Annotated in this window: 16 protein-coding genes and 1 rRNA gene; 5 read left to right on the top strand and 12 right to left on the bottom strand. The window is 71.4% G+C overall.

Going from position 1 to position 22,800, the window contains the following annotated elements; translation table 11 throughout:
• Positions 1-102: 102 nt before the first annotated feature.
• From ACLJN9_RS12685 to ACLJN9_RS12705, 5 genes are all read right to left on the bottom strand, one after another.
• Positions 103-822, bottom strand: a complete 720-nt coding sequence (locus ACLJN9_RS12685; RefSeq protein ID WP_410811460.1) for a TIGR03936 family radical SAM-associated protein — start codon at positions 820-822, stop codon at positions 103-105.
• A gap of 240 nt (positions 823-1,062) precedes the next feature.
• On the bottom strand, positions 1,063-2,463 hold the full coding sequence (gene mycP / locus ACLJN9_RS12690) for a type VII secretion-associated serine protease mycosin (protein ID WP_410811415.1): 1,401 nt from the start codon (positions 2,461-2,463) through the stop codon (positions 1,063-1,065).
• Between the two features lie 10 nt (positions 2,464-2,473).
• Complete coding sequence (locus tag ACLJN9_RS12695) at positions 2,474-3,967, bottom strand: hypothetical protein (protein ID WP_410811416.1); 1,494 nt, start codon at positions 3,965-3,967, stop codon at positions 2,474-2,476.
• A gap of 11 nt (positions 3,968-3,978) precedes the next feature.
• Entirely contained in the window at positions 3,979-4,419 is a 441-nt protein-coding gene (locus ACLJN9_RS12700; protein ID WP_410811417.1) for a hypothetical protein, read from the bottom strand.
• A gap of 227 nt (positions 4,420-4,646) precedes the next feature.
• A complete protein-coding gene (locus ACLJN9_RS12705) occupies positions 4,647-6,695 on the bottom strand; it encodes a TIGR03960 family B12-binding radical SAM protein (protein WP_410811418.1) in 2,049 nt (682 codons plus the stop codon).
• A 346-nt stretch (positions 6,696-7,041) separates the two neighbouring features.
• Here ACLJN9_RS12705 and ACLJN9_RS12710 point away from each other — a divergent pair, with 346 nt between their 5' ends.
• Positions 7,042-8,019, top strand: coding sequence for a hypothetical protein (locus tag ACLJN9_RS12710; RefSeq protein WP_410811419.1), 978 nt, complete (start codon positions 7,042-7,044; stop codon positions 8,017-8,019).
• Between the two features lie 51 nt (positions 8,020-8,070).
• Complete coding sequence (locus ACLJN9_RS12715) at positions 8,071-9,543, top strand: cryptochrome/photolyase family protein (RefSeq protein WP_410811420.1); 1,473 nt, start codon at positions 8,071-8,073, stop codon at positions 9,541-9,543.
• 39 nt (positions 9,544-9,582) lie between these two features.
• Here ACLJN9_RS12715 and ACLJN9_RS12720 read toward each other — a convergent pair whose 3' ends face one another.
• Both ACLJN9_RS12720 and ileS read right to left on the bottom strand, forming a co-directional pair.
• Positions 9,583-10,272 carry a lysophospholipid acyltransferase family protein gene (locus ACLJN9_RS12720; protein ID WP_410811421.1) on the bottom strand — a complete coding sequence of 230 codons (690 nt, stop codon included), beginning with the start codon at positions 10,270-10,272 and terminating at the stop codon, positions 9,583-9,585.
• 137 nt (positions 10,273-10,409) lie between these two features.
• Positions 10,410-13,556 (bottom strand): isoleucine--tRNA ligase, encoded by a 3,147-nt coding sequence (ileS, locus tag ACLJN9_RS12725; RefSeq protein ID WP_410811422.1) that lies wholly within the window; start codon positions 13,554-13,556, stop codon positions 10,410-10,412.
• A 385-nt stretch (positions 13,557-13,941) separates the two neighbouring features.
• Here ileS and ACLJN9_RS12730 point away from each other — a divergent pair, with 385 nt between their 5' ends.
• Positions 13,942-15,114 (top strand): acyltransferase family protein, encoded by a 1,173-nt coding sequence (locus ACLJN9_RS12730; protein ID WP_410811423.1) that lies wholly within the window; start codon positions 13,942-13,944, stop codon positions 15,112-15,114.
• A 145-nt stretch (positions 15,115-15,259) separates the two neighbouring features.
• Here the strand turns inward: ACLJN9_RS12730 and ndk are convergent, their stop codons facing one another.
• Positions 15,260-15,685, bottom strand: coding sequence for a nucleoside-diphosphate kinase (gene ndk / locus ACLJN9_RS12735; protein ID WP_410811424.1), 426 nt, complete (start codon positions 15,683-15,685; stop codon positions 15,260-15,262).
• A gap of 141 nt (positions 15,686-15,826) precedes the next feature.
• On the opposite strand from ndk, the gene ACLJN9_RS12740 reads away from it, so the two are divergent.
• Positions 15,827-17,278 (top strand): VOC family protein, encoded by a 1,452-nt coding sequence (locus tag ACLJN9_RS12740; protein ID WP_410811425.1) that lies wholly within the window; start codon positions 15,827-15,829, stop codon positions 17,276-17,278.
• 30 nt (positions 17,279-17,308) lie between these two features.
• Here ACLJN9_RS12740 and ACLJN9_RS12745 read toward each other — a convergent pair whose 3' ends face one another.
• From ACLJN9_RS12745 to ACLJN9_RS12755, 3 genes are read right to left on the bottom strand one after another with little or no spacing between them, the layout of a single operon-like run.
• Positions 17,309-17,779 carry a DUF4233 domain-containing protein gene (locus ACLJN9_RS12745; RefSeq protein WP_410811426.1) on the bottom strand — a complete coding sequence of 157 codons (471 nt, stop codon included), beginning with the start codon at positions 17,777-17,779 and terminating at the stop codon, positions 17,309-17,311.
• Entirely contained in the window at positions 17,776-19,110 is a 1,335-nt protein-coding gene (locus tag ACLJN9_RS12750) for a bifunctional folylpolyglutamate synthase/dihydrofolate synthase (protein ID WP_410811427.1), read from the bottom strand. The genes ACLJN9_RS12745 and ACLJN9_RS12750 overlap by 4 nt, the downstream gene beginning before the upstream one ends.
• Entirely contained in the window at positions 19,107-21,725 is a 2,619-nt protein-coding gene (locus ACLJN9_RS12755) for a valine--tRNA ligase (protein WP_410811428.1), read from the bottom strand. The genes ACLJN9_RS12750 and ACLJN9_RS12755 overlap by 4 nt, the downstream gene beginning before the upstream one ends.
• Positions 21,726-21,795: 70 nt before the next feature.
• Here ACLJN9_RS12755 and ACLJN9_RS12760 point away from each other — a divergent pair, with 70 nt between their 5' ends.
• On the top strand, positions 21,796-22,482 hold the full coding sequence (locus ACLJN9_RS12760; RefSeq protein WP_410811429.1) for a hypothetical protein: 687 nt from the start codon (positions 21,796-21,798) through the stop codon (positions 22,480-22,482).
• Positions 22,483-22,679: 197 nt separating this feature from the next.
• On the opposite strand, the gene rrf is transcribed toward ACLJN9_RS12760, so the two are convergent.
• Positions 22,680-22,796, bottom strand: a 5S ribosomal RNA gene (gene rrf / locus ACLJN9_RS12765).
• Between the last annotated feature and the right edge of the window lie 4 nt (positions 22,797-22,800).

Here is a 22,800-nt window from a genome sequence, read left to right on the forward strand (position 1 = left end):
CGCGTGTGAGCGCTGCCACGCAGGGTCGCCGCAAAAGTGTTTCCGCCGGGCGCGCGTGGTGCGCGACCGCCGAAGTCTGCCTGCCAGAGCACTGACCGTCGGTCAGTGCCCAACGATGGCTGCCCCGTCGCGATCCGCATCCAACGGATCCACGATCGCACCCTGCGCGGTCAACGTGCCCTGAGCCAGCCGGGTCACCCTCGGCGAGACCGGCGGCTCCAGGTCGGCCACCACGCGGAGGCCGGAAAGGACGTCATCGGGCCGTACGGACGGGGTGACCTGCCGCACGACCAGTTCGAGTATCGCACACGGTACGGCCGGCGCCCCGGAAGGCGTCGGCGTCGCCTCGGCGACATCGATCGACATCACGGCCGCGCGGGCGTCGAACGTGCGCCGGCCCTGCTTGGTCATCCGCTCGACCAGCACCTCGTCGGCGGCGCGGAAGGCATCCACGGCGTCGCGCACCACCGCCGGCTCGACCTCGGGCAACTCGATGTGCCAGCGCGACGCCTCGATCCGGTCCGGCAGGCTACCGCCGACGACGATCACGGCGTCCAGCACGTCGAGCCCGGGTGACAGGGCCGCGTCCAGAGCGGCCCGCAGCGCCTCCGGGTCGACCGGCGTCTGGAGGCCGATCTCCAGATATTCCGCCTCGCTGGCCACCCCGGTGGGCGCGGCGCTGGCGTATGAGATCTTCGGGTGCGGGGTGAAGCCCTGGGAGAAGGCGATCGGAACGGCGGCCCGACGCAGCGCGCGCTCGAAGGCCCGGGCGAAGTCCCGGTGGGAGGTGAACCGCAGCGGGCCCCGCTTGGCGTACCGGATGCGGACGCGCTGGACGACCGGCGCCTGGCCGCCCTCGGGTTGAGGCTTTCTGGCGATCGTGGGCTCCTCGGGTGGACCTGCGTGTCCGGTCCATCCTGGCGCAGGGCTCGTGACGGTACGCAGCCGGGGCCGCCGAACGGCCTGACGAAACGGGGTCAAATCGGTCGCTCGGACCCTGGTGACCCGACGCGGAACGCCAATGGCCGGCCGGCGACGCAGGTCACCGGCCGGCCATCACGATCAGGACCGGTTGCCGCTGCCGCTTCCCGGCGGCGCGGGCGGCGCTCCCGGAGGCGGGGCGTGACCGGTCGGTGGGGGGTACCCGGGCGTTGGGGCGTAACCGGGTGGCGGGGCGTAACCGGGTGGCGGGGCGTAGTCGGCCGGGGCGGGCGGTTGATAGGCGCCCGGCGGGACGTAGCCGCCGGGAGGCAGCTGGTCGAGCAGGTCCTCCGGTACGTCGACCGATCTGCTCGCCTCGCGGCGGTACCGACGCCGGTTGAAGATCAGGAAGACCGCCAGCCCCAGCAGCAGCACGAGCGCCACGGCAACGCCGATGACGATCACCATGACCTGCTGGTCCGTGGGGCCGCCGCGGTCGCCGTGCTTGGTGACGTCGAACTCGTCGGCCGCATCCGCGGTCTGGGCGGGTGCCGGGTTGGCGGCGGCCGGATCGAGCAGAGGATTGGCGGTGACCGGCGGCACGTTCGCGCTCAGCGCGGTCACCGGGTCGATCAGGCCGAAGCCGTACTGCGGGTCCCGGCCGGACGGACCGGCGTCCCGTGCGGTCCGGATGATCCGGTTGATCACGTTGGGGGCGTCGAGGTTCGGGTACTTCGAGCGGATCAGCGCCGCGAGACCGGAGACGATCGCCGCGGAGTCCGAGGTGCCGTCGCCCCAGCCGTAGCCCTGGTCGGGGCCGATGTTGAAGATGCTGTCGCCGGGCGCCGCGATCACCGCGGCCCGCCCCTGGACCGAGCCGGACCAGAAGGTGCCGCCCCGGGTCGTCCCGGTCACCGCGACCATCCCGGGAACGTTGGCAGGACTGTCCACGTCGGTGCTGCCCCTGGCGGTGTTCCCGGCGGAGGCGACCACCACGACGTCGTTGTCCAGTGCGTACTTGATCGCACTCTCCTCGTCGGCGCCGGCGAACCCCGGCGAACCCTGGGACAGGTTGATCACCTTGGCGCCGCCGTCGACGGCCATCCGGATGCCGAGAGCGACCACGGCGGGGGGGTTGTCTCCGGAGCCCTGCCGCAGCTTGATCGGCAGGATCTTCGCGCCGGGGGCGATGCCGTCCACGCCGTCGCGGCTGGCATTCGTGGCCGCGATGATGCCCGCCATGTGCGTGCCGTGGCCGTCCTCGTCGGCGCGTCCGTCGCCGGCGGCACCGTAGCTGCGGCCGCCGGGAAGCACCTGGCCCTTCAGGTCCGGATGCGTGGCGTCGACACCACTGTCGATCACCGCCACGACCACGCCCCGCCCGGTCGACAGCCTGTGCGCCTGGTCGATCCGGAGCTCGTCCAGATACCACTGCTCGGCGCGCCGGGGCGCGGCAGCCGCCGGTTGGGCAGCCCCCAGCACCAGGAGCCCCGCCACCAGGCAGGACGTGATCGGTCGACGTGCCCCGACGTTCACCCTCATCCGTCCGTCCTCATCGCAGGATGCCCGGGGACGCTCCGTCACCGGAGCCCCACGGATCGTCGTCCTCAGTCAACCACGACGAGTGGTCGGAGCCGGTGCCGCCGTGCCCGGCGCCGCCCTGGCCGCCCATCATGCCGCCACCTGCCACTCCCGCGCCGGCCATCCCGCCACGCGCGCCTCCCGCGCCCGCGCCCGGGGCGCCCGCGGCGTTACGCAACGCGGCCGCGGCGCTCGTCATGGGCGGGACCTTGCCGTTGCCGCCGCCCACCATGCCGGGGATACCGCCCATGCCGATCCCGCCGGCCGAGCCCACGCCGCCACCGATCCCGCCGGCCGAGCCCACGCCACCGCCGATCCCGCCGCCGGCACCGCCGAGACCGGATCCACCGCCGAGCCCGCCGCCGAGACCGGCACCGCCGACGCCGGGGCCGCCACCCAGGCCACCCAGACTGCCGACGCCGCTCGGCGCGGCGCTGGCCAGACCGCTGCTGTAGCCATCGTCGCCACCGGGATAACCGGACCCGGACAGTGAGGGCGTGAACTGGCTCGAGCCGCCGGACGAGGACCCGCCCCCGCCGAACTCACCGGTGGCCGGCGTGGAGAACGGGCCGCCGCCGGAGGTGGGGCCTCCGATGTCGCCGATGCCCGGCGGCCTGCTGCCGATCGACGGGCCGCCGCCGATGCCGGAACCGCCGCCACCGCCGATGCCGGAACCGCCACCACCACCGATGTCCGGTCGTCCCAGCGGCGGGTTGCGGTCTTCGGGGCGGAAGTCGTCCGCCCCGCCTCGGTTCGGAGCGGCGAGCGTCAGCTTGGGACGCTCGGTCACCACCGCCACCGGCAGCGGCGACATCGCCGTGGTGGCCGCGTTCTGGTTGTCGCGGTACCAGTTGTCCAGGTGGGACTTGGTGTCCCACCAGCCGCCCCGCTTCTGGTCACCCGCCTGGCCGTCGACCTTCATGGTCGCCTCCAGGTCGTCGGCCTTGTCGCGGAACGCGCCGTCGGCGTACGACGCGGGGTTGCTCTGGTAGTCCTTGCGGAGCGCGGCGAGGAAGCCGGACGTGCTCTCGCCGTCGCGGGCGTCGTCCAGCTCGGTGCCGTTGGGCAGGCTCCACTCGTTGAAGCCGAAGTCGTCCATCAGGGGAACCGGGATCGTGGAGACCGCCTTGCGGATGTCACCCTCGATCCGTGACAACGCCCCGCTGACGTTGCCGGCGTCGGTGATCAGATCCTCGATCTGCTTGCCGATCTCGCCCAGGTGCTCGCGGTACGCGTCACCGCCGCTGCCCTTCCAGCCGGCGAGCATGGCGGGCAGACCGCCGGTGTGCGGGCGCTCCGTGCCCGGCAGGATCGGCCCGACGAACGACCGGCCGACGAGCGCGTCCCGCAGATAGCCCAGGCCGGACGAGAGGTTGCTCCACCCCACCCCGACCGAGCCGACCGTCTCCGGGTCCGCGGAGAGCGTCACCTCGCGGACGCACTGCTCCCAGGTTCCTCCAGCCATGACGTCCCCCTTCAGGCCGTGTACGGGTAGGTGGGCGCGCCGCCGGCAGGAGGTGGCGGAGCCGCAGATTCCAGCAGCCGCTCGATCTCCGATCCGTTGGCGGCATTGCGTGCCTCGGTGTCGCGGAACGCCTTGGCGATGTCCTCGGTGCCCTTCTTGAGCGCGGCGAGTTTCTGGGAGAGCGACGTGAGGTGCGCCTCCATGTTGACCGTCGACCGGGTCAGCGCCTGCCACTGCATCCGGGCGTCCTCGTACGCCCCGAAGGGGGTGCCGTTCGGAACGGTCTGGGCGTTGTTGCTGTCGCCCTTCATCCGCTCCTTGACGCGCTCCATCTCGTAGCTGATGGTGTCGTCGACATACTGCTTGAGGCGCTCGACGTACGCTGCCGCGGCGTCCAGATCCTCAACGCTGACGTGCAGATCGCCGGTGTTCGGCGGCGTGATGCCAGCCATGCGCTTCCTCCCCCGTTTTCCGACCGCGAGGTCGGTCCATGTCAGACTCAGCGTATCGAGTGACGCCACGTAACGGCAGCCCCGAGCGCCGTCATCTCCCAACCAGCGCTGTCGATGTCATCGGCGCCGCTGCGGACGCCTCCTCCGACAGCACCTCGCCCACCGGGTGGACCCGGTGGGCGAGGTGTCGATCATGGAGGGCTGCGGCTGTTGGAACCGCCCCGCGCTCAGGCGGAGTGACCGCCCGTCGGCACCTTCATGCCGTTGCCGCCCAGCGGCGTGAGCGGAAGGAGCTTCCTACCGGTCGGGCCGATCTGGATCTCGGTGTCCATCGAGGGGCAGACCCCGCAGTCGAAGCACGGCGTCCACCGGCAGTCGTCCTGCTCGTACTCGCTGAGCGAGTCCTGCCAGTCCTGCCAGAGCCAGTCCTTGTCGAGGCCCGAGTCCAGGTGGTCCCAGGGCAGGACCTCCAGTTCGTCGCGCCGGCGGGTGGTGTACCAGTCGAGGTCCACCCCGAAGGCGGGCAGCGTCTCGGCCGCCGCGTCCACCCAACGCTGGTAGGAGAAGTGCTCGCTCCACCCGTCGAACCGGCCGCCGTTCTCCCACACCTTGCGGATCACCGAGCCGACCCGACGGTCGCCCCGGGAGAGCAGGCCCTCGATCAGCGACGGCTCGCCGTCGTGGTAGCGGTAGCCGATCGCCCGGCCCAGCGACCGGTCCGAGTTGATCGCCTGCTTGAGGATCTTGAGTCGGTGGTCGATGACCTCCGGGCGCTCCATCGGCGCCCACTGGAACGGGGTGTGCGGCTTCGGCACGAACCCGCCGATGGAGACCGTGCAGCGGATGTCCTTGGAACCTGTCGCGGCACGACCGGCCCGGATCACCTCGTGCGCCATGTCCGCGATCTCGAGGACGTCCTCGTCGGTCTCGGTGGGCAGGCCGCACATGAAGTAGAGCTTCACCTGCCGCCAGCCGTTGCTGTACGCGGTGACGACGGTGCGGATCAGGTCTTCCTTCGACACCATCTTGTTGATGACCTTGCGGATCCGCTCCGACCCGCCCTCCGGGGCGAACGTCAGGCCGGTACGCCGCCCGTTGCGGGACAGCTCCTGCGCGAGGTCGATGTTGAACGCGTCCACCCGGGTCGAGGGCAGCGACAGCGAGACGTTGGTGCCCGCGTACTGCTCGGCCAGGCCCGAGCACATGTCGCCGATCTCCGAGTGGTCGGCCGAGGAGAGCGACAGCAGGCCCACCTCGGAGAAGCCGGAGAACTCCAACCCCTCGCGCACCATCTGCCCGACCGTGGTGATCGACCGTTCCCGCACCGGCCGGGTGATCATGCCGGCCTGGCAGAAGCGGCAACCCCGGGTGCAGCCGCGGAAGATCTCCACGGCGTAACGCTCGTGCACCGTCTCGGCGAGCGGAACGAGGGGCTTCTTCGGGTACGGCCAGGCGTCCAGGTCCATCGTCGTGCGCTTGTGCACCCGGAACGGCACGTCCGCGCGGTTGGGCACGACCCGCTGGATCCGGCCGTCGGGGAGGTAGTCCACGTCGTAGAACCGCGGCACGTAGACGCTCTCGGTGCGGGCGAGCCGCAGCAGCAGTTCGTCGCGGCCACCGGGCGAGCCCTCGGCCTTCCACTCCCGGACGATCGCGGTGATCTCCAGGACCGCCTCCTCGCCGTCGCCGAGCACCGCGGCGTCGACGAAGTCGGCGATCGGCTCCGGATTGAACGCGGCGTGCCCACCGGCCACGATCACCGGGTCGGCGTCGGTGCGGTCGGCAGCCAGCATCGGAATGCCGGCCAGGTCGATCGCGGTGAGCAGGTTGGTGTAACCCAGCTCGGTGGAGAACGAGATGCCGAACACGTCGAAGTCGCGGACCGCCCGGTGCGCGTCGACGGTGAACTGCGGCACGCCGTGCGTGCGCATCAGGCTCTCCAGGTCCGGCCAGACCGCGTACGTCCGCTCGGCGAGGGTGTCGGGCAGCTCGTTGAGCACCTCGTAGAGGATCTGCACGCCCTGGTTGGGCAGGCCCACCTCGTACGCGTCGGGATACATCAGCGCCCAGCGCACGGTCGCCGCGTCCCAGTCCTTGACAACCGCGCCCAGCTCACCACCGACGTACTGGATGGGTTTGGTGACCTGGGGCAGCAGCGGCTCCAGCAGGGGCCAGACCGACGGCTCCAGGTTTCGGCGCGGCGTCGGACGCCCCGAGCTGGAGTCGTCGCGAGAATCGGTCGCGGCCGCGCGCGGCGTCGTGGACGGGGCACTCATGATGCCCAAGGGTACGCGCCTGCCCGTCCGTGGCCGCGCGGACGCCGCCAGGACGCCCGGTCGGCGGAGCTGGCGGCGCGGTACTAGCCTCGGACCGGCGCGAGAGGAGATTGCCGCGATGCCGGAGCCCCAGCCGGGAGCAGGCCGTCCGGCCGACGGGAGCACCCCGGGCACGCAGCCGGACCGGGATCCGGCGGTCGCCGACGAGCCGACCTCCCCACCCGTACCGTCGGACCAGCCGGAACCCTCGGACCAGCCGCAACCCTCGGACCAGCCAGAACCCTCGGACCAGCCGGAACCCTCGGACCAGCCGGAGGCAGCCCCGCGATGGAGCGGGTCCGCGCCGGTGCCGCCTCCGCTGCCGCGGCGGCGGGCCTGGGGTGCGTCCGCCGAGCCGACCCCTGCCCCGCCTCCGCCGGACGAACCGCCCGAGCACCGGACCCCGGTCGACCCGTGGGCCGGCGTGGACACCGGCAGCTGGGACGTGCCGCACGTCGAGCTGCCCCCGCTGCCTCCGACGCTGCCCTACCCGGCGCCGCCGGCGACCCGGCAGTGGTCCGGTCCGCCTGCTCCCCCGGTCGGTCCGCATCCGGTGTCGCCGCCGGCCGCCCCACTACCGCCGGCCGTTCGGCCCACCACGCCGACCCCACCGGCACCCGCGCCCGTGGTGCCCAGGCAGCGCCGGGGCCGGCGCTCCGCCGCGCCCCCGCCGGTGACACCGCCGCCGGACTGGCAACCCCCCAAGGGGTACGTTCCGGTCACGGTCCGTCGGCGTCGCCGCTGGCCATGGGTGCTGCTGCTCACCCTGGTCTGCTGCTGCGGCTGCCCGGCCTACTACGGGTTTCCGATTTCGGCCCAGTACCCGGCCCGAGCGGCACTGCCCGGGCAGGTGGCCGACCTGAGCCTGCGCCAGGACGACCGCAGCGCGGAGACCGCCCGCCAGTTGGAGAACGAGGTACGCCAGCAGCACTGGCTGGCCGAGGACACCTTCGCCGGCGTCTACGCCACGGCGGACGGCAAACGGGTGACGGTCTTCGGCGGCACCGGCTTCCGGCTCACCCCGGAGGAGGACGCGGATGCCGAGATCACCAGGCTCCGCGAGCGTTACGCGCTGGACACTCCCGAGACGGTGGACACCGGCGTACGGGGCCGGCACGAACGCTGCGCGCAGGGCCGCTCCGGCGGCAACGCCGTGGTGGTCTGCACCTCGGTCGACCACGGCAGTATCGCCACCGGTGTGTTCACCCGGCTCTCCGTCGCCGACAGCGGCGCCCTGCTGAACACCCTGCGCAGCCAGATCATCACGCCCGAGCAGCAGAGCTGAGCTTTCCCGCTTCGAATGGCGGGCCGCCGTCTTCGGGGGACAATCAGCCCTGTGTCACGGCGTTGGCTCTTCGCTGATCAGCTGGGTCCGCATTTCCTCGACGACCGGCACCAGCCGGTCCTGCTGATCGAGTCGAAGGCGGTCTTCCGTCGCCGAGCCTTCCACCGGCAGAAGGCACACCTCGTCCTCTCCGCGCTGCGGCACCGGGCCGCCGAGCTCGGCGACCAGGCGACCTTCCTGCGCACCGAGACGTACGCCGACGCGCTGCGCAGGATTCGCGAGCCGCTGGACGTCTGCCATCCCACCTCGCAGGCCGCGCTGCGATTCGTCGAGGGTCTGGACCAGGTCACCGTGCTTCCGCCGCGCGGCTTCGTGACCGGCCTCGACGACTTCGCGGCCTGGGCCGACGGAAGGCGCGGCGCGCTGCGGATGGAGGCGTTCTACCGGTTCGCGCGCCAGCACCACCAGGTGCTCGTCGAGGGCGACGAGCCGGTCGGCGGGCGGTGGAGTCGGGACACCGAGAACCGGGAGCCCCCGCCGAAGGACGTCCAACGGTTGGACGTCCCACCACCGCCGATGCCCCGGGAGGACGACATCGACGCCGAGGTCCGCGCCGACCTCGACCGGTGGGAGCGGGAGGGCATCCGGTTCGTGGGCCGGGACGGGCCGCGGCGGTTCCCGGCCACCGGTAGGGAGGCCAGGGCCCGGCTGCGGCACTTTCTCAAGCACCGGTTGGGGCAGTTCGGCCCGTACGAGGACGCCATGCTCTCCACCGACCCGTGGATGGCGCACAGCATGCTGTCGTCGTCGTTCAACCTGGGGCTGCTCGACCCTCTGGAGGCGGTCCGCGGCGCCGAGCAGGCGTACCGCAGGCAGGACGTGCCCCTGGCCAGCGTCGAGGGCTTCGTCCGGCAGATCATCGGCTGGCGGGACTTCGTCTGGAACCTGTACTGGTACTTCGGCCCCGACTACCCGGCCAGCAACGAGCTGGCCGCCCGCCGGTCGGTGCCCGACTGGTTCCACGACCTCGACGCCGACGCCGTGCGGGCGCACTGCCTGTCCGACATCCTCGCCGACCTGCGCGACCACGGCTGGGTGCACCACATCCCACGGCTCATGGTGCTCGGCAACTACGCGCTGCAACGGGGTTGGCGGCCGGCGGAGCTGGTCGACTGGTTCCACCGCAGCTTCGTCGACGGGTACGAGTGGGTGATGACGGTCAACGTGGTGGGCATGAGCCAGTACGCCGACCTGGGCCGGATGTCCACCAAGCCGTACGTCTCCGGCGGGGCCTACATCAACCGGATGAGCGACTACTGCGGCGGCTGCCGCTACGACCCGAAGCAGCGTCTCGGCGAGCATGCCTGCCCGTTCACCGCCGGCTACTGGACCTTCCTGGCCCGTAACCGCGACCGGATCCCGGGGAACGCGAGGATGGCCCAGCCGATGAGTCGCCTCGATCGGCTGGCCGACGTCGACCGAGTGATCGACCAGGAGGAACACCGGGGCGACGGCCCGCCCTGACCTCGGCCCGAACCCGGCCGGTCGCGAGGCGGGGCCGGGTCAGGCGTCGCGGGTCGGGTCCGGGTGGGCGCGTGGCGGCGCGTAGCGGGGAACGTACTCCTGGCCGGTGAGCTTCTGGATCTCGTTCATCAGCTCGTCGGTCATCTGCCGCAGCGAGGTGCGGTCATCGGGCCGGCCGGTGAAGTCCAGTGGCTTGCCGAACCGAACGGTGATCTTGGCGGTGCCGGGGCGGGGCAGCCGCGCACCGATCGGCTGCGCCTTGTCCGTACCGATCATGCCCACCGGGATGATCGGCACGCCGGCGGAGATCGCCAGCCGGGCCGCGCCGGTCCGCCCTCGATAGAGCTTGCCGTCCGGTGAGCGGGTGCCCTCCGGGTAGACCACCACCAGGTCGCCGCCCCTGAGCGCCGGAATGGCCGCGTCGAACGCGGACAGCGCCGCCCTTCCGCCGGCCCGCTCGACCGGGATCGCGCCCAGGCCGGTGAGAACGAACTTGGAGATCGCACCCTTCACGCCGGTGCCCTTGAAATACTCCGACTTCGCCCAGAACGCCAGGTGCCGCGGCACCACCGTGCCGAGGAACAACTCGTCGGCAACCGAGAGATGGTTGCCGGCGAAGACCGCGCCGCCGGTCTCCGGCACGTGTTCCAGCCCCTCCACGGTCGGGCGGAACGCCAACCGCAGCGTGGGCGCCACGGTGAGCTTGCCGATGGTGTAGAGCAGGGGCACTGGTCCTCCGGCGGTCGTGTGTTGCGCAGGCGGTGTCACGTTAGCCGACGCCCGCACCCCGTCCGGAGCGGGCCGGCGGCGTCCCAGACCTCAGGGGACGGACGGGCCGAGCTCGACCCGTCCGTCCCCGGGCCACCTCACACCCGGCGGACCACGACGGTCACCCGGTCGCCGTCGCCGACCTCGCCGACGAAGCCGTCGACGCCCTCGGCGAAGTCGACGGAGTCCGCCAGCACCTCCCCGGTCACGAAGTCGGTGTACGCGGCCACCGCCGCGCGCACCTCCTCCGACGCCGAAACCGACACCGCGATCCGGTCCGAGACGTTGAGGTCGGCGTCCCGGCGGGCCTGCTGCACCACCCGCACCACGTCCCGCGCCAACCCCTCGGCCGCCAACTCCGGGGTGACCTCGGTGTCCAGCACGACCACGCCCTCACCACCGGGCAGCGGCGCGGAGTGCTCGGCGTCGGCGGCGACCAGGCGCAGCTCGTACTCCCCCTCGGCCAGGGTGACGCCGGCCGCCACCGGGGCGCCGTCGACCAACTCCCACTCGCCCGCCTTGACCGCCTTGATCACCTGCTGGACCTGCTTGCCGACCCGCGGGCCGAGCGCCCGGGGCACCACGCTCAACACCTGCTGGCAGTACTCGGACAGCTCCGCGCTGAACTCCACCGCCTTCACGTTGACCTCGTCGGCGACCAGGTCGGCGAACGGGCGCAGCTGCTCCGCGACCGGCGAGGCCACGGTCAGCCTGGACAGCGGCAGCCGCACCCGCAGCCCCTTGGCCTTGCGCAGCGACAGCGCCGCCGAGGCGACCGCCCGGGTGGCGTCCATCGCGGCGACCAGGTCGTGGTCGGCCGGGAACTCGCTCGCCTCCGGCCAGTCGGTCAGGTGCACCGACCGCTCCCCGGTCAGGCCACGCCAGATCTCCTCGGCGGTCAGCGGCGCGAGCGGCGCCACCACCCGGCACAGCGTCTCCAGCACGGTCGACAACGTGTCGAACGCGTTGGCGTCGCCGGACCAGAACCGGTCCCGCGAGCGGCGCACGTACCAGTTGGTCAGCGCGTCCAGGTAGGACCGGACGGTGGCGCAGGCACCCGAGATGTCGTACGCGTCCATCTGCGCGCCGACCGTCGACACCAGCTCGTTGGTCTTCGCCAGCACGTACCGGTCGAGCAGGTGGGTGGAGTCGGTGCGCCGCCGCGCCTGGTACCCGTCCGCATTGGCGTAGAGCGAGAAGAAATACCACACGTTCCACAGCGGCAGCAGCACCTGCCGGACGGAGTCCCGGATGAGCGTCTCGGTGACCGCCATGTCGCCGCCGCGCAGCACCGGCGAGGACATCAGCATCCACCGCATCGCGTCCGAGCCGTACGCGTCGAAGACGTGGTAGACGTCCGGGTAGTTGCGCAGGCTCTTGGACATCTTGCGCCCGTCCGAGCCGAGCAGGATGCCGTGGCTCAGGCAGTTGCGGAACGCCGGCCGGTCGAACAGCGCCGTGGCCAGCACGTGCATCGTGTAGAACCAGCCGCGGGTCTGCCCGATGTACTCGACGATGAAGTCACCCGGGTAGTGGTGCTCGAACCAGTCCGCGTTCTCGAACGGGTAGTGCACCTGGGCGAACGGCATCGACCCGGACTCGAACCAGCAGTCCAACACCTCCGGCACCCGGCGCATCATCGACCGGCCCGTCGGGTCGTCCGGGTTCGGGCGGACCAGGTCGTCCACCGCCGGCCGGTGCAGGTCGGTCAGGCGTACGCCGAAGTCCCGTTCGATGTCGGTCAGCGAGCCGTAGACGTCGAGCCGGGGGTAGTTCGGGTCGTCGGAGCGCCACGCCGGGATCGGCGAGCCCCAGAACCGGTTCCGGCTGATCGACCAGTCGCGGGCGTTGGCCAGCCACTTGCCGAACGAGCCGTCCTTGATGTGCTCCGGCGTCCAGTTGATCTGCTGGTTCAGCTCGACCATCCGGTCCTTGAACCGGGTCACCGCGACGAACCACGACGACACCGCCTTGTAGACCAGCGGGGTGTCGCAGCGCCAACAGTGCGGGTACGAGTGGGTGTAGGTGTCCTGCCGCAGCACCACCCCCCGCTCCCTGAGCTCCCGGATCACCGGCTTGTTGACGTCGAAGACCTGCTCACCCTGGTAGGGCGGCACCAGGGCGGTGAACCGCGTGTGGTCGTCGACGGTGACGATGGTGGGGATGCCCGCGGCGTTGCAGACGTTCTGGTCGTCCTCGCCGAAGGCCGGGGCCAGGTGCACGATCCCGGTGCCGTCCTCGGTGGTGACGAACTCCGCGCCGAGCACCTGGTAGGCGTTCTCACCCGCCTGGTCGACGAGGAAGTCGAACAGCGGCGTGTAGCGGCGTCCGACCAGGTCCCGGCCGTACACGCTGCCGACCTGCTCGTAGCCCTCCAGCTCCTTGGCGTACGCGGCCAGCCGCGCCGCGCCCACCACGAACCGCTGACCCGCACGCTCCAGCACCGCGTACTCGATGTCCGGGCCGACGGCGAGCGCCAGGTTCGACGGCAGGGTCCACGGCGTGGTGGTCCAGACACCGAGCCGGACGGGCCCGCGCACCAGCTCCGGCGCGCCCTCGTCGGCGGTCAGGTCGAACCACACGGTCAACGTCGGGTCGTGTCGGTCCCGGTAGACGTCGTCCATCCGGGTCTCGGTGTTCGACAGCGGCGTCTCGCAGCGCCAGCAGTACGCCAGGACCCGGAAGCCCTCGTAGATCAGACCCTTGTCGTGCAGGGTCTTGAAGGCCCACATGACGCTTTCCATGTAGTCCAGGTCGAGGGTCTTGTAGTCGTTGGCGAAGTCGACCCAACGGGCCTGCCGGTTGATGTACCGCTCCCAGTCCTGGGTGAACTCCAGCACCGAGGTGCGGCAGGCCTCGTTGAACCGGGCCACGCCGAGATCGATGATCTCCGCCTTACTGGTGATGCCGAGTTGCTTCTCGGCCACCACCTCGGCGGGCAGGCCGTGACAGTCCCAGCCGAAGCGACGCTCGACGTGCCGTCCGCGCATGGTCTGGTAGCGCGGCACCACGTCCTTGACGTACCCGGTGAACAGGTGACCGTAGTGCGGCAGGCCGTTGGCGAACGGCGGGCCGTCGTAGAGGACGTACTCGTTCTTGCCGTCCGTCCCGGCGGGGCGGGCCTCGACGCTGGCCTCGAAGGTCTTGTCGGCCGTCCAGTGCTCCAGCACCCGGCGCTCGACCGCGGGCAGGTCCGGGCTCGCCGGAACACCGGCGGCGGTCGGGTCGTGCAGTGGATAGGCCATCGGGGGTCGCTCTCCTCGCAGCTCACTCAACGTGGGTCTGCGAGGACGAACCTTCCGGGTACGCCTGGAACGGCGCTCCCGGGCGGTCCGCGGTACCACCCCGCTTGGCGGTCACGATCGACCGCCCGCTCATTGCCGGCTGTGACGGGCCGCACCCGTCCGGTTCTACTGGGCCGGTTGCCCGGCTGTTCTTCCGGAGGCTCACCGGTGATGGCCGGGTCATCGCCTTACGGTGCCCAACGATACTCGACCCGCCCACCGCCGCGCCGCCGACTAAACGCGTCCGGCAGGACATGGCCGCGATCGGCGCTCCCGGTAACAGGAGTGAGAACGCCGGATGTCCGGCCGGCTTGACCCGGGTGACGCGCTCGCGCAGACTTCGCCGGTGCGTTCGCTTCGATACGACGAATTTCAGGCCATGCGTCGGTTTCCCGCCCTGGACGGGCTGCGGGCGGTGGCCGCCGTCATGGTCTTCGCGTTCCACTACGGTGGCCCGTCCTGGAAGTGGCTGACCGGCTGGATCGGCGTACACCTGTTCTTCGTGCTCTCCGGCTTCCTCATCACGACTCTGCTGCTGCGGGAGGAACACCGGTACGGCAAGGTTTCGTTGCGCGCGTTCTACCTGCGGCGGTTCTTCCGGATCATGCCGGTCTACCTGCTGGTGCTCTTCCTGACCTGGGGGCTGGCCCGGCTCAGCGGCAGCGCCGACACGATCGAACACCTGATGAAGTACTACCTGCTGTTCATCAACGAACTGCTGCCGGGGAACGCGCCGTACCTGCACTCCTGGACGATCGGCATCGAGCAGAAGTTCTACCTGTTCTGGCCAGCCATCGCGTTCGTCCTGGTGACCGCTGTCTTCCGCCGCCGGCTGGCGGTCACCGTCGGCCTGCTCGTGCTCTTCATCGCGCTCATCCCGCCGGACATCGCGTGGCTGAGCTGGCCGATCCACTACGTGGCGATCCTGCTCGGCTGCCTGACCGCGGTGGTCATGCACCACCCCCGAGGGTTCGCACTGGTTCGTCCGCTGACCCACCCGGTGACGGCCTCCGCCGTGATCGTGGTCTTCGTCGCCTTCCAGGTGGCCGTGCAGTACTGGCCGGTCCGGTTCGGTCAGGAGGCGCTGATCGGCAGCTACGCCGCCGCCGCGGCTCTACTGCTGCCGGCTCTGCTCTCGCGCAGCGTGCTCGCCCGGGGGCTGGGGTTGCGTCCGCTGGTCTTCGTCGGGGAGCGGTCGTACTCGATGTACCTCATCCAGTCCATCGCCGCGCGGGTGGCGATCGGGCTGCTGCCCGCGATGGGGCGCCGCAGCACCGCCGTGTTCCTCGGTGCCGTGGTGGTGGCGCTGATCGTCGCGGACGTGCTCTACCGGTGGGTCGAGCTACCCATGATCGAGGTGGGCCGCCAGCTGGCCGCTCGGGTGACCCGGCGCGGGCCGCGTGGCGACAGCGCCGGGCAGGCCGGCCCGACGGTTGGCGCCGAAACGGCCACCGAGGTAGAGCTGACCCCCCGCCCGCGCGAGGTGCTGGCGGACACTGTCCCGGCCGCCCGCGGCTGACGTCCTCCTGGGCCGTCCCGGCCGGCACGACCGGGGACACAGCGGCCGGTTGTCACGGCGTACGCAGGTTGACCCCCGGGCTGCAAAAGTGGCCGGTGCGCTCCAGGCGCACCGGCCGACGCTGCTGGGGGCCGCCTGTCGCCCCTCAGCCGAGGTCGGGAAACCAGAGCGCGATCTCGCGCTTGGCGCTGTCCGCAGAGTCGGAGGCGTGCACCAGGTTCTCCCGGTTGGACAGCGACAGGTCGCCCCGGATGGTGCCGGCGGCGGCCTTGCGCCCGTCGGTCGCGCCAACCAGCCCGCGGACCACCTCGATGACCTGGTCGCCGGAGAGCACCAGGGCGACCAGCGGGCCGCCGGTCATGAAGTCCTTCAGCGGCGGGTAGAACGCCTTGTCGACGTGCTCGGAGTAGTGCTCGTCGGCGAGGGCGGCGTCCATCGTCCGGTACACCATCGCGTCGATTCGCAGCCCCTTGCGCTCGAAGCGGGAGAGGACCTCGCCGACCAGGCCGCGGCGGACCGCGTCCGGCTTGATCAGAACGAGGCTGCGCTCAACCGGGCTGTTGCTGGACACGCTGGGTTCCTCCTGTAAGCGCTGGACGCTCGGGATCGGTACGGTCAGCCTAGCGACCCGGTCCCGGCGCCGGCGCGGCGGCCGGTCTTCCCCCCGGTGGCCGATCCGGCCTAGCCTGGCCCTGACCCCGGGAGGTCCACTGTGGCGAATGGCGGGAACCGACCCATCGCGCCGGTACGCAAGCTGATTGGCACGGTGCTGGGCACCGTGGCCGCGTTCGTCGTCCTCTTCGGGCTCGGCATGACCAGCTGGGCCATCGTGGCGCTCGGCGTCGCGCTGCTGGTGCTGGCGATCGCCCTGGCCACCGTGCGTGGCGGTGGGCGCACCTGGGTGGTCGGCGTCGGGCACGTGCACAGCGCCTCCGAACCACCCACCCAGTACGCGTTCGGCCGCTGTGAGCTGCAACTGGTGATCGACGCGCCCGGGCTGCCCCCGCGCTCCAAGAAGATCATCGAGCCGCGGGTGCCGGTCTCCAAGTGGCCGTCGCTGGGGCAGACCCTGCCGATCCGCGTCGCGCTGGACGACCAGCGGCACGTCAAGGTCCTCTGGGACGAGGTGCTGACCCACGCCGAGACGGCCGCGGCCGTGGCCGACCTGCCGCCGGAGTTCGCCGACGCGGAAGCCCTCGACGACGTGCTCATCCAGCAGGACGCGCCGCCGTGGGCGGATCGCGCGCCGGACGACGACTTCCGGGACGACTTCCGGGCTCCGCGCGGCGGCGATCCCTTTCGCGACCCGCGCGGCGGCGACCCCTTCCGCGATCCGGTCGACTCCGACCCACTGCGCGACGACCTCGGCGTGGCACCCGAGGAACGCGAGCCGGTGGTGGTGCACCAGAGCCCGGGCGGCCCGGTGGTGCTGGAGGGTGTCCTGGTCGAGCAGCAGGCCGGCGGTGGTCTGCCCCGGCGGGCCACTCCCGCGCCGCGTCCGCCCGCCGATGAGCGTTTCGACCAGGCCGACACCAGCCCTTTCGACCAGCCGGAGGACGACCAGCCCGCGCCGCCGGCCGAGGAGCGGTTCGACCCTCCTGCACCGCAACGCTTCGAGCAACCTCCCGCGCAACGGTCTGGCCCGTTCGCGACGGACCCCCTGGACCCGCTCGACCTGCCGCTGGACGATCCCACCCCGCCCGGAGCGGCACGCGAGCCGGTCACCGCCGAGGACCTTGACGAGGCGATCTTCGGGTACGGCGCGTCGGCGGCCGCGGACCCGGCCGGCCCGATCAGTGGGGTTGGCCTCACCCTGCTGGTCACCGATCTGTCCCGGTCGCTCGACTTCTACCGCGACGTCCTCGGCTTCAGCGAGGTCGACCAGGGCGCCGGCAACGCGGTACTCGCCTCCGGCACGACCCGGTTGGTGCTGCGCGAGGTGACCGGCGCCGCGCCGATCAGCCGCCGACTCGTGCACGTCAACCTCGAGGTGGACGACATCGAGGCGGCGTACGGGCGGCTGCGCGGGTCAGGCGTCCGCTTCACCTACGCACCTCGCGTTGTCAACCGGGGCACCCGGCTGGAGGTGTGGGCGGCGGCGTTCCGCGATCCGGACGGCCACGGCATCGCCCTCACCCAGTGGCGCGAGCGCGCGGACGCCTGAGCCCGCTCCGCACGGCCGGCCCGGCGGCGTTCAGCCGAGGATGACCCGGCGGACGTGCAGCGCGTACGCCCAGACGAGGGCGAAGATGACGCCCAACGCGAACAGCGACCAGTGCAGCAGCCCGGCGAGCAGCAGCAGGCCCTGGAGCACGGTGCCGCCGTGCCAGGCCCAGGGGCGGCGCATCATGCCGGCGAGCAGGATCGCGACCACCGCCAGGGCCACCACGGCACCGATCGCGGCACCGCCCAGGTCGCCGCCGACCACCCGGATCGGCTGGATGGCCAGCACCAGCACCAGCGCCTCCAGGCTGAGCGTCCCGGCGCCCAGGCCGCGCACCGCCCGTTCCGGGTTGCGCAGGCCGGACCGCCGCGGCTGCTCGGCCGCGGGCTGATCGGCCGCGGGCTGATCGGCCGCGGGCTGATCGGCCGCGGGTTGCTCGGCCGTGGGCGGATCGGTGGGCGGGAATTCGGGGGCTGAGGGCTCCCGCTCCGGGCCGGTCATCGCTTCAGCAGCCGACGTGCGTCGGCCACCGTCACCACCGACCCGGTGACCAGCACCCCGACCCCGCTGAGCTCACCGGGGACGTTCTCCTCGGCCAGCGCCACCGCCAACTCGATGGCGTCCGGCATCTCCTCGGCCACCTCCACCCGGTCCTCGCCGAAGACCTCGACGGCCAGCGCCTGAAGTTCCGTCGCCGGCATCGCCCGGGGCGAGGAGTTGGTGGTCAGCACCAACTGGTCGACCACCGGCTCCAGCAGCTCCAGCAGGCCGGCGGCGTCCTTGTCGGCGAGCACCCCCAGCACCGCCACCAGCTTGCTGAACGCGAACTCCTCCTGGAGGGCTTTGACCGTCGCGGTCATCCCGTGCGGGTTGTGCGCGCCGTCCAGCAGCACTGTCGGGGCATTACGCACCCGCTCCAGCCGGCCCGGGGAGCTGGTCGCGGCGAAGCCCTCCCGCACCGCCTCGATGTCGAGCTGCCGCCGGGCGCCGGCACCCAGGAACGCCTCGACGGCGGCGAGCGCCACCGCCGCATTCTGCGCCTGGTGCGCGCCGTGCAGCGGAATGAACACCTCGTCGTAGACGCCGCCGAGCCCCTGCAGGCTGAGCACCTGACCGCCCACCGCGATCGCCCGGCTCAGCACGCCGAACTCGGTGCCCTCCCGGGCGAGGGTGGCGCCGACGTCGGCGCTTCGTTCGAGGAGAGGCTGCGCCGCCTCCTCCTCCTGCGCCGCGGTGATCACGGTGGCGCCCGGGTGGATGATGCCGGCCTTGGCCAACGCGATGTCCTGCAGCGTGTCGCCGAGCCACTCCGTGTGGTCCAGGCCGATCGGCGTGATCACACAGACCCCCGCCTGGATGACGTTCGTCGCGTCCTCGGCGCCGCCGAGACCCACCTCGACCACCGCGATGTCGACCGGCGCGTCGGCGAACGTGGCGAACGCCAGCGCGGTGGTCATGTCGAAGTACGTCAGCGGCTCGTCCGACCGCGCGTCGACCAGCTCGGCCAGCGGTTTGATCTCCCGGTACACCGCGGCGAACCGCTCCTCGCTGACCGGCTCGCCGTCCAGGCTGATCCGCTCCCGCACGGTTTCCAGGTGCGGGCTGGTGTACCGGCCGGTGTGCAGCCCGAACGCCCGGAGCAGCGAGTCGATCATTCGCGCGGTGGAGGTCTTGCCGTTGGTGCCGGTCAGGTGGATCGACGGGTACGCCCGCTGCGGGCTGCCGAGCAGATCGAGCAACGACTCGATCCGATCCAGCTCGAAGACCATGCGGGTGAAGCCACGAGCGGCCAGCTCGGCCTCGGCGGTGGTGAAATCGGTATGGTCGGTCACGAGGTAAGCGTCTCCAGAGCAGCGTCGATCCGGACCAGGTCTGCCTCAGCGGTGGTCAGCCGGTCGCGGATCTTCGCGACCACCGGCTCCGGGGCCTTGCCGACGAAGGCCGGGTTGTCGAGCTTCGCCCGGGCCTGCGCGACCTCCTTCTCGGCCGCCGCGCGGTCCTTGGTGAGCCGGGCCCGCTCGGCGGCCACGTCGATCGACCCCCGGGTGTCCAACGCGACACCGACCGCGCCGGGCATGGCCAGCGTGGCGCTGGCCTGGAAGTCCTCGCCGACCGGGTCCAGCCGGACCAGCGAGCGGATCAGCGGCTCGTGGGCGGCGATGCCGGCCCCGGTCAGGCCGTCCAGACGGGCGGCCACTCGCTGCGTCGGGCGTAGCCCCTGGTCGGAACGGAACCGGCGGATCTCGGTGATCACCCGCTGCACGCTGGTCAGCTCCGCCTCGGCGACGTCGTCGACCAGCGCCCGGTCGGCGACCGGCCAGGCGGCCCTCTGCACCGTCTCGCCACCGGTCAGCGCGAGCCACAGCTCCTCGGTGACGAACGGGATGACCGGGTGAAGCAACCGCAGCAGCTGGTCCAGGACGTGCCCGAGCACCCGGCGGGAAGCGTCGGCCCGCTCACCGCCCTCGGCCAGCACCGGCTTGCTCAGCTCCACGTACCAGTCGCAGACGTCGTCCCAGGCGAAGTGGTAGAGCAGGTCACACACCTTGGCGAACTCGTACGACTCGAACTGCTCGTCGACCTCGGCGGTGACGTGCGCCAGCCGGGACAGGATCCACCGGTCGACGGTCGAGAGCTGCTCGGCGGGCGGCAGGTCGCCCGTGGTGTGCGCGCCGTTCATCAGCGCGAACCGGGTGGCGTTCCACAGCTTGTTGCAGAAGTTGCGCGAGCCCTGGCACCACTCCTCGCTGACCGGCACGTCCTGGCCGGGGTTGGCACCCCGGGCCAGGGTGAACCGGGTGGCGTCCGCACCGAACCGGTCGATCCAGTCCAGCGGGTCGACCACGTTGCCGAACGACTTGGACATCTTCTTGCCGTGCTCGTCGCGAACCATGCCGTGCAGGGCCACCACGTCGAACGGCTGTTTGCCGTCCATCGCGTACAGGCCGAACATCATCATCCGGGCGACCCAGAAGAAGAGGATGTCGTAGCCGGTGACCAGGACGCTGGTCGGGTAGAACTTGGCCAGATCCGGGGTCTGCTCGGGCCAGCCGAGGGTGGAGAACGGCCAGAGCGCGCTGGAGAACCAGGTGTCCAGCACGTCCTCGTCCTGCCGCCAGCCGTCGCCGGTGGGCGGCTGCTCGTCCGGGCCGACGCACACGATCTCGCCCTGCGGGCCGTACCAGACCGGGATCCGGTGCCCCCACCACAGCTGACGCGAGATACACCAGTCGTGCATGTTGTCGACCCAGGCGAAGTAGCGTTTGGCCAACTCGGCCGGCTCGATGGCGACCCGGCCGTCGCGCACCGCGTCGCCGGCGGCCTGGGCCAGTGGCGCGGTGTTGACGAACCACTGCAGCGACAGCCGCGGCTCGACGGTCGTCTTGCACCGCGAGCAGTGCCCGACCGCGTGCACGTACGGCCGCTTCTCGGCCACGATCCGGCCCTGCTCGCGCAGCGCGGCCACGATCGCGGGCCGCGCCTCGAACCGGTCCAGTCCCTCGAACGGTCCGGGGACGGTGATCACACCGCGCTCGTTCATCACGGTCAGCGCGGGCAGGTCGTGGCGCTGGCCGATCTCGAAGTCGTTCGGGTCGTGCGCCGGGGTCACCTTGACCATGCCGGTGCCGAAGGACGGATCGACGTGGGCGTCGGCGACGATCGGAATGCGGCGGCCGGTCAGAGGCAGCTCGACCTCGGTGCCGATCAGGTGCCGGTACCGCTCGTCGTCCGGGTGCACGGCCACGGCGGTGTCGCCGAGCATCGTCTCGGCCCGCGTGGTGGCCACGACGACCTCGTCGCTGTAGCGGATGGAGATCAGCTCACCGTCGTCGTCGGTGTGCTCGACCTCGATGTCGGAGAGCGCCGTCAGGCAGCGTGGGCACCAGTTGATGATCCGGTTGGCCCGGTAGATGAGGCCCTCGTCGAAGAGCTTCTTGAAGATCGTCTGGACGGCCCGGGTCAGGCCCTCGTCCATGGTGAAGCGCTCGCGGTCCCAGTCGACCGAGTCGCCGAGGCGCCGCATCTGCCCCAGGATCGCCCCACCGGACTCGGCCTTCCACTGCCAGACCCGCTCGACGAACTTCTCCCGGCCCAGATCGTGCCGGGACAGCCCCTCGGCGGCGAGTTGCCGCTCGACCAGGTTCTGGGTGGCGATGCCGGCGTGGTCCATACCGGGCAGCCAGAGCGCCTCGAAGCCCTGCATCCGCTTGCGTCGGGTCAGCGCGTCCATCAGCGTGTGCTCGAACGCGTGACCCATGTGCAGCGAGCCGGTGACGTTCGGCGGCGGGATGACGATGGTGAAGGGCGGCCTCTCGCTGTCGGCGGTGGCACGGAAGTGCCCGGCGGCTACCCACTGCTCGTACCGTCGCTGCTCTACCTCGCCGGGCTGGTACTGGCCGGCCAGGGTGGGGGCATCGGGGCGTCGGGCGTCGAGTCTGTCGGTCACCTGGGAAAGTCTACGGAGGCCTTCGCCGGACCCGACGTGCGCCACCTGCCATTCGCGTACGGTGTCGGCTATGTCCGACGCACATCTCACCGAGCGCCCGCTCGACGACGGTCGCGAGCCGGTTGAGCTGACCGAGGAGCCGATCCAGCTCAGCACCCGCGATCCCGGGGTCGATCCCGACGAGCCGCGGGGCGGGTGGTCCCGGCGACGTCGGATCGGCTGGGCGGCCGCTCTGCTCGTCGGCGTGGCCGGTGCGGGTGTGCTGGGTGTCGGCGGTTGGCGGGTGAACCAGCAGAAGGACACCCAGGTGAGTTCACCGGACCGGGTGACAGGCCTCGTTCGTGACGACAGCGAGCGGGCGAAGAGCACCGCGGACTACCTTCGCAGCGGCCTGGCCGCCGACATCGAGCTGGACCACAGTTTCGGCACCGTCTACCGCGATCCGGCCGACGACAAGCGGTCGGTGCTGATCTTCGGAGGCACCACCCTGCTCTGGCAACCCGAGCGGGACCTGGACAGCCTCTTCGAGCTGATGTCCGACGAGACCGGCAAGGTGACGGGTCTGCGTGAGGTGCCCGCCGGCGAGTTGGGCGGCGTGATGAAGTGCGGCAGCACCAACGGCGAAGGCGGCGACTTCGCGGTGTGCGGCTGGGCCGACCACGGCAGCGTAGTGATGGCGATGTTCCCGGGACGACCAGTCCCCACCGCAGCAAACCTCCTCCGCAAGCTCCGCGAAGGCATGCAAACCCGCGACTAACCCGCCCCCTGCCCCCCGCGCCCTCTCCCCACCGCGCCTTTCTCCACCGCGCCGATCTAGGGCGTATCGGTGTCCAATGGGGATCCACTAGCGGGGATACGCCCCAGACCCACGGGACAGGGTGGGGGGACGCGACGGGGTGCGGGTGGGGATATGCGTCAGGGCCACCCCGGATGGGGTGGCCCTGACGAAAGATTGTCCGGCGGTGTCCTACTCTCCCACACCCTCACGAGTGCAGTACCATCGGCGCTGGAGGGCTTAGCTTCCGGGTTCGGAATGTGACCGGGCGTTTCCCCTCCGCCATGACCGCCGTAACTC

Source organism: Micromonospora sp. 067-2, from assembly GCF_046549295.1.
Lineage (GTDB): Bacteria > Actinomycetota > Actinomycetes > Mycobacteriales > Micromonosporaceae > Micromonospora.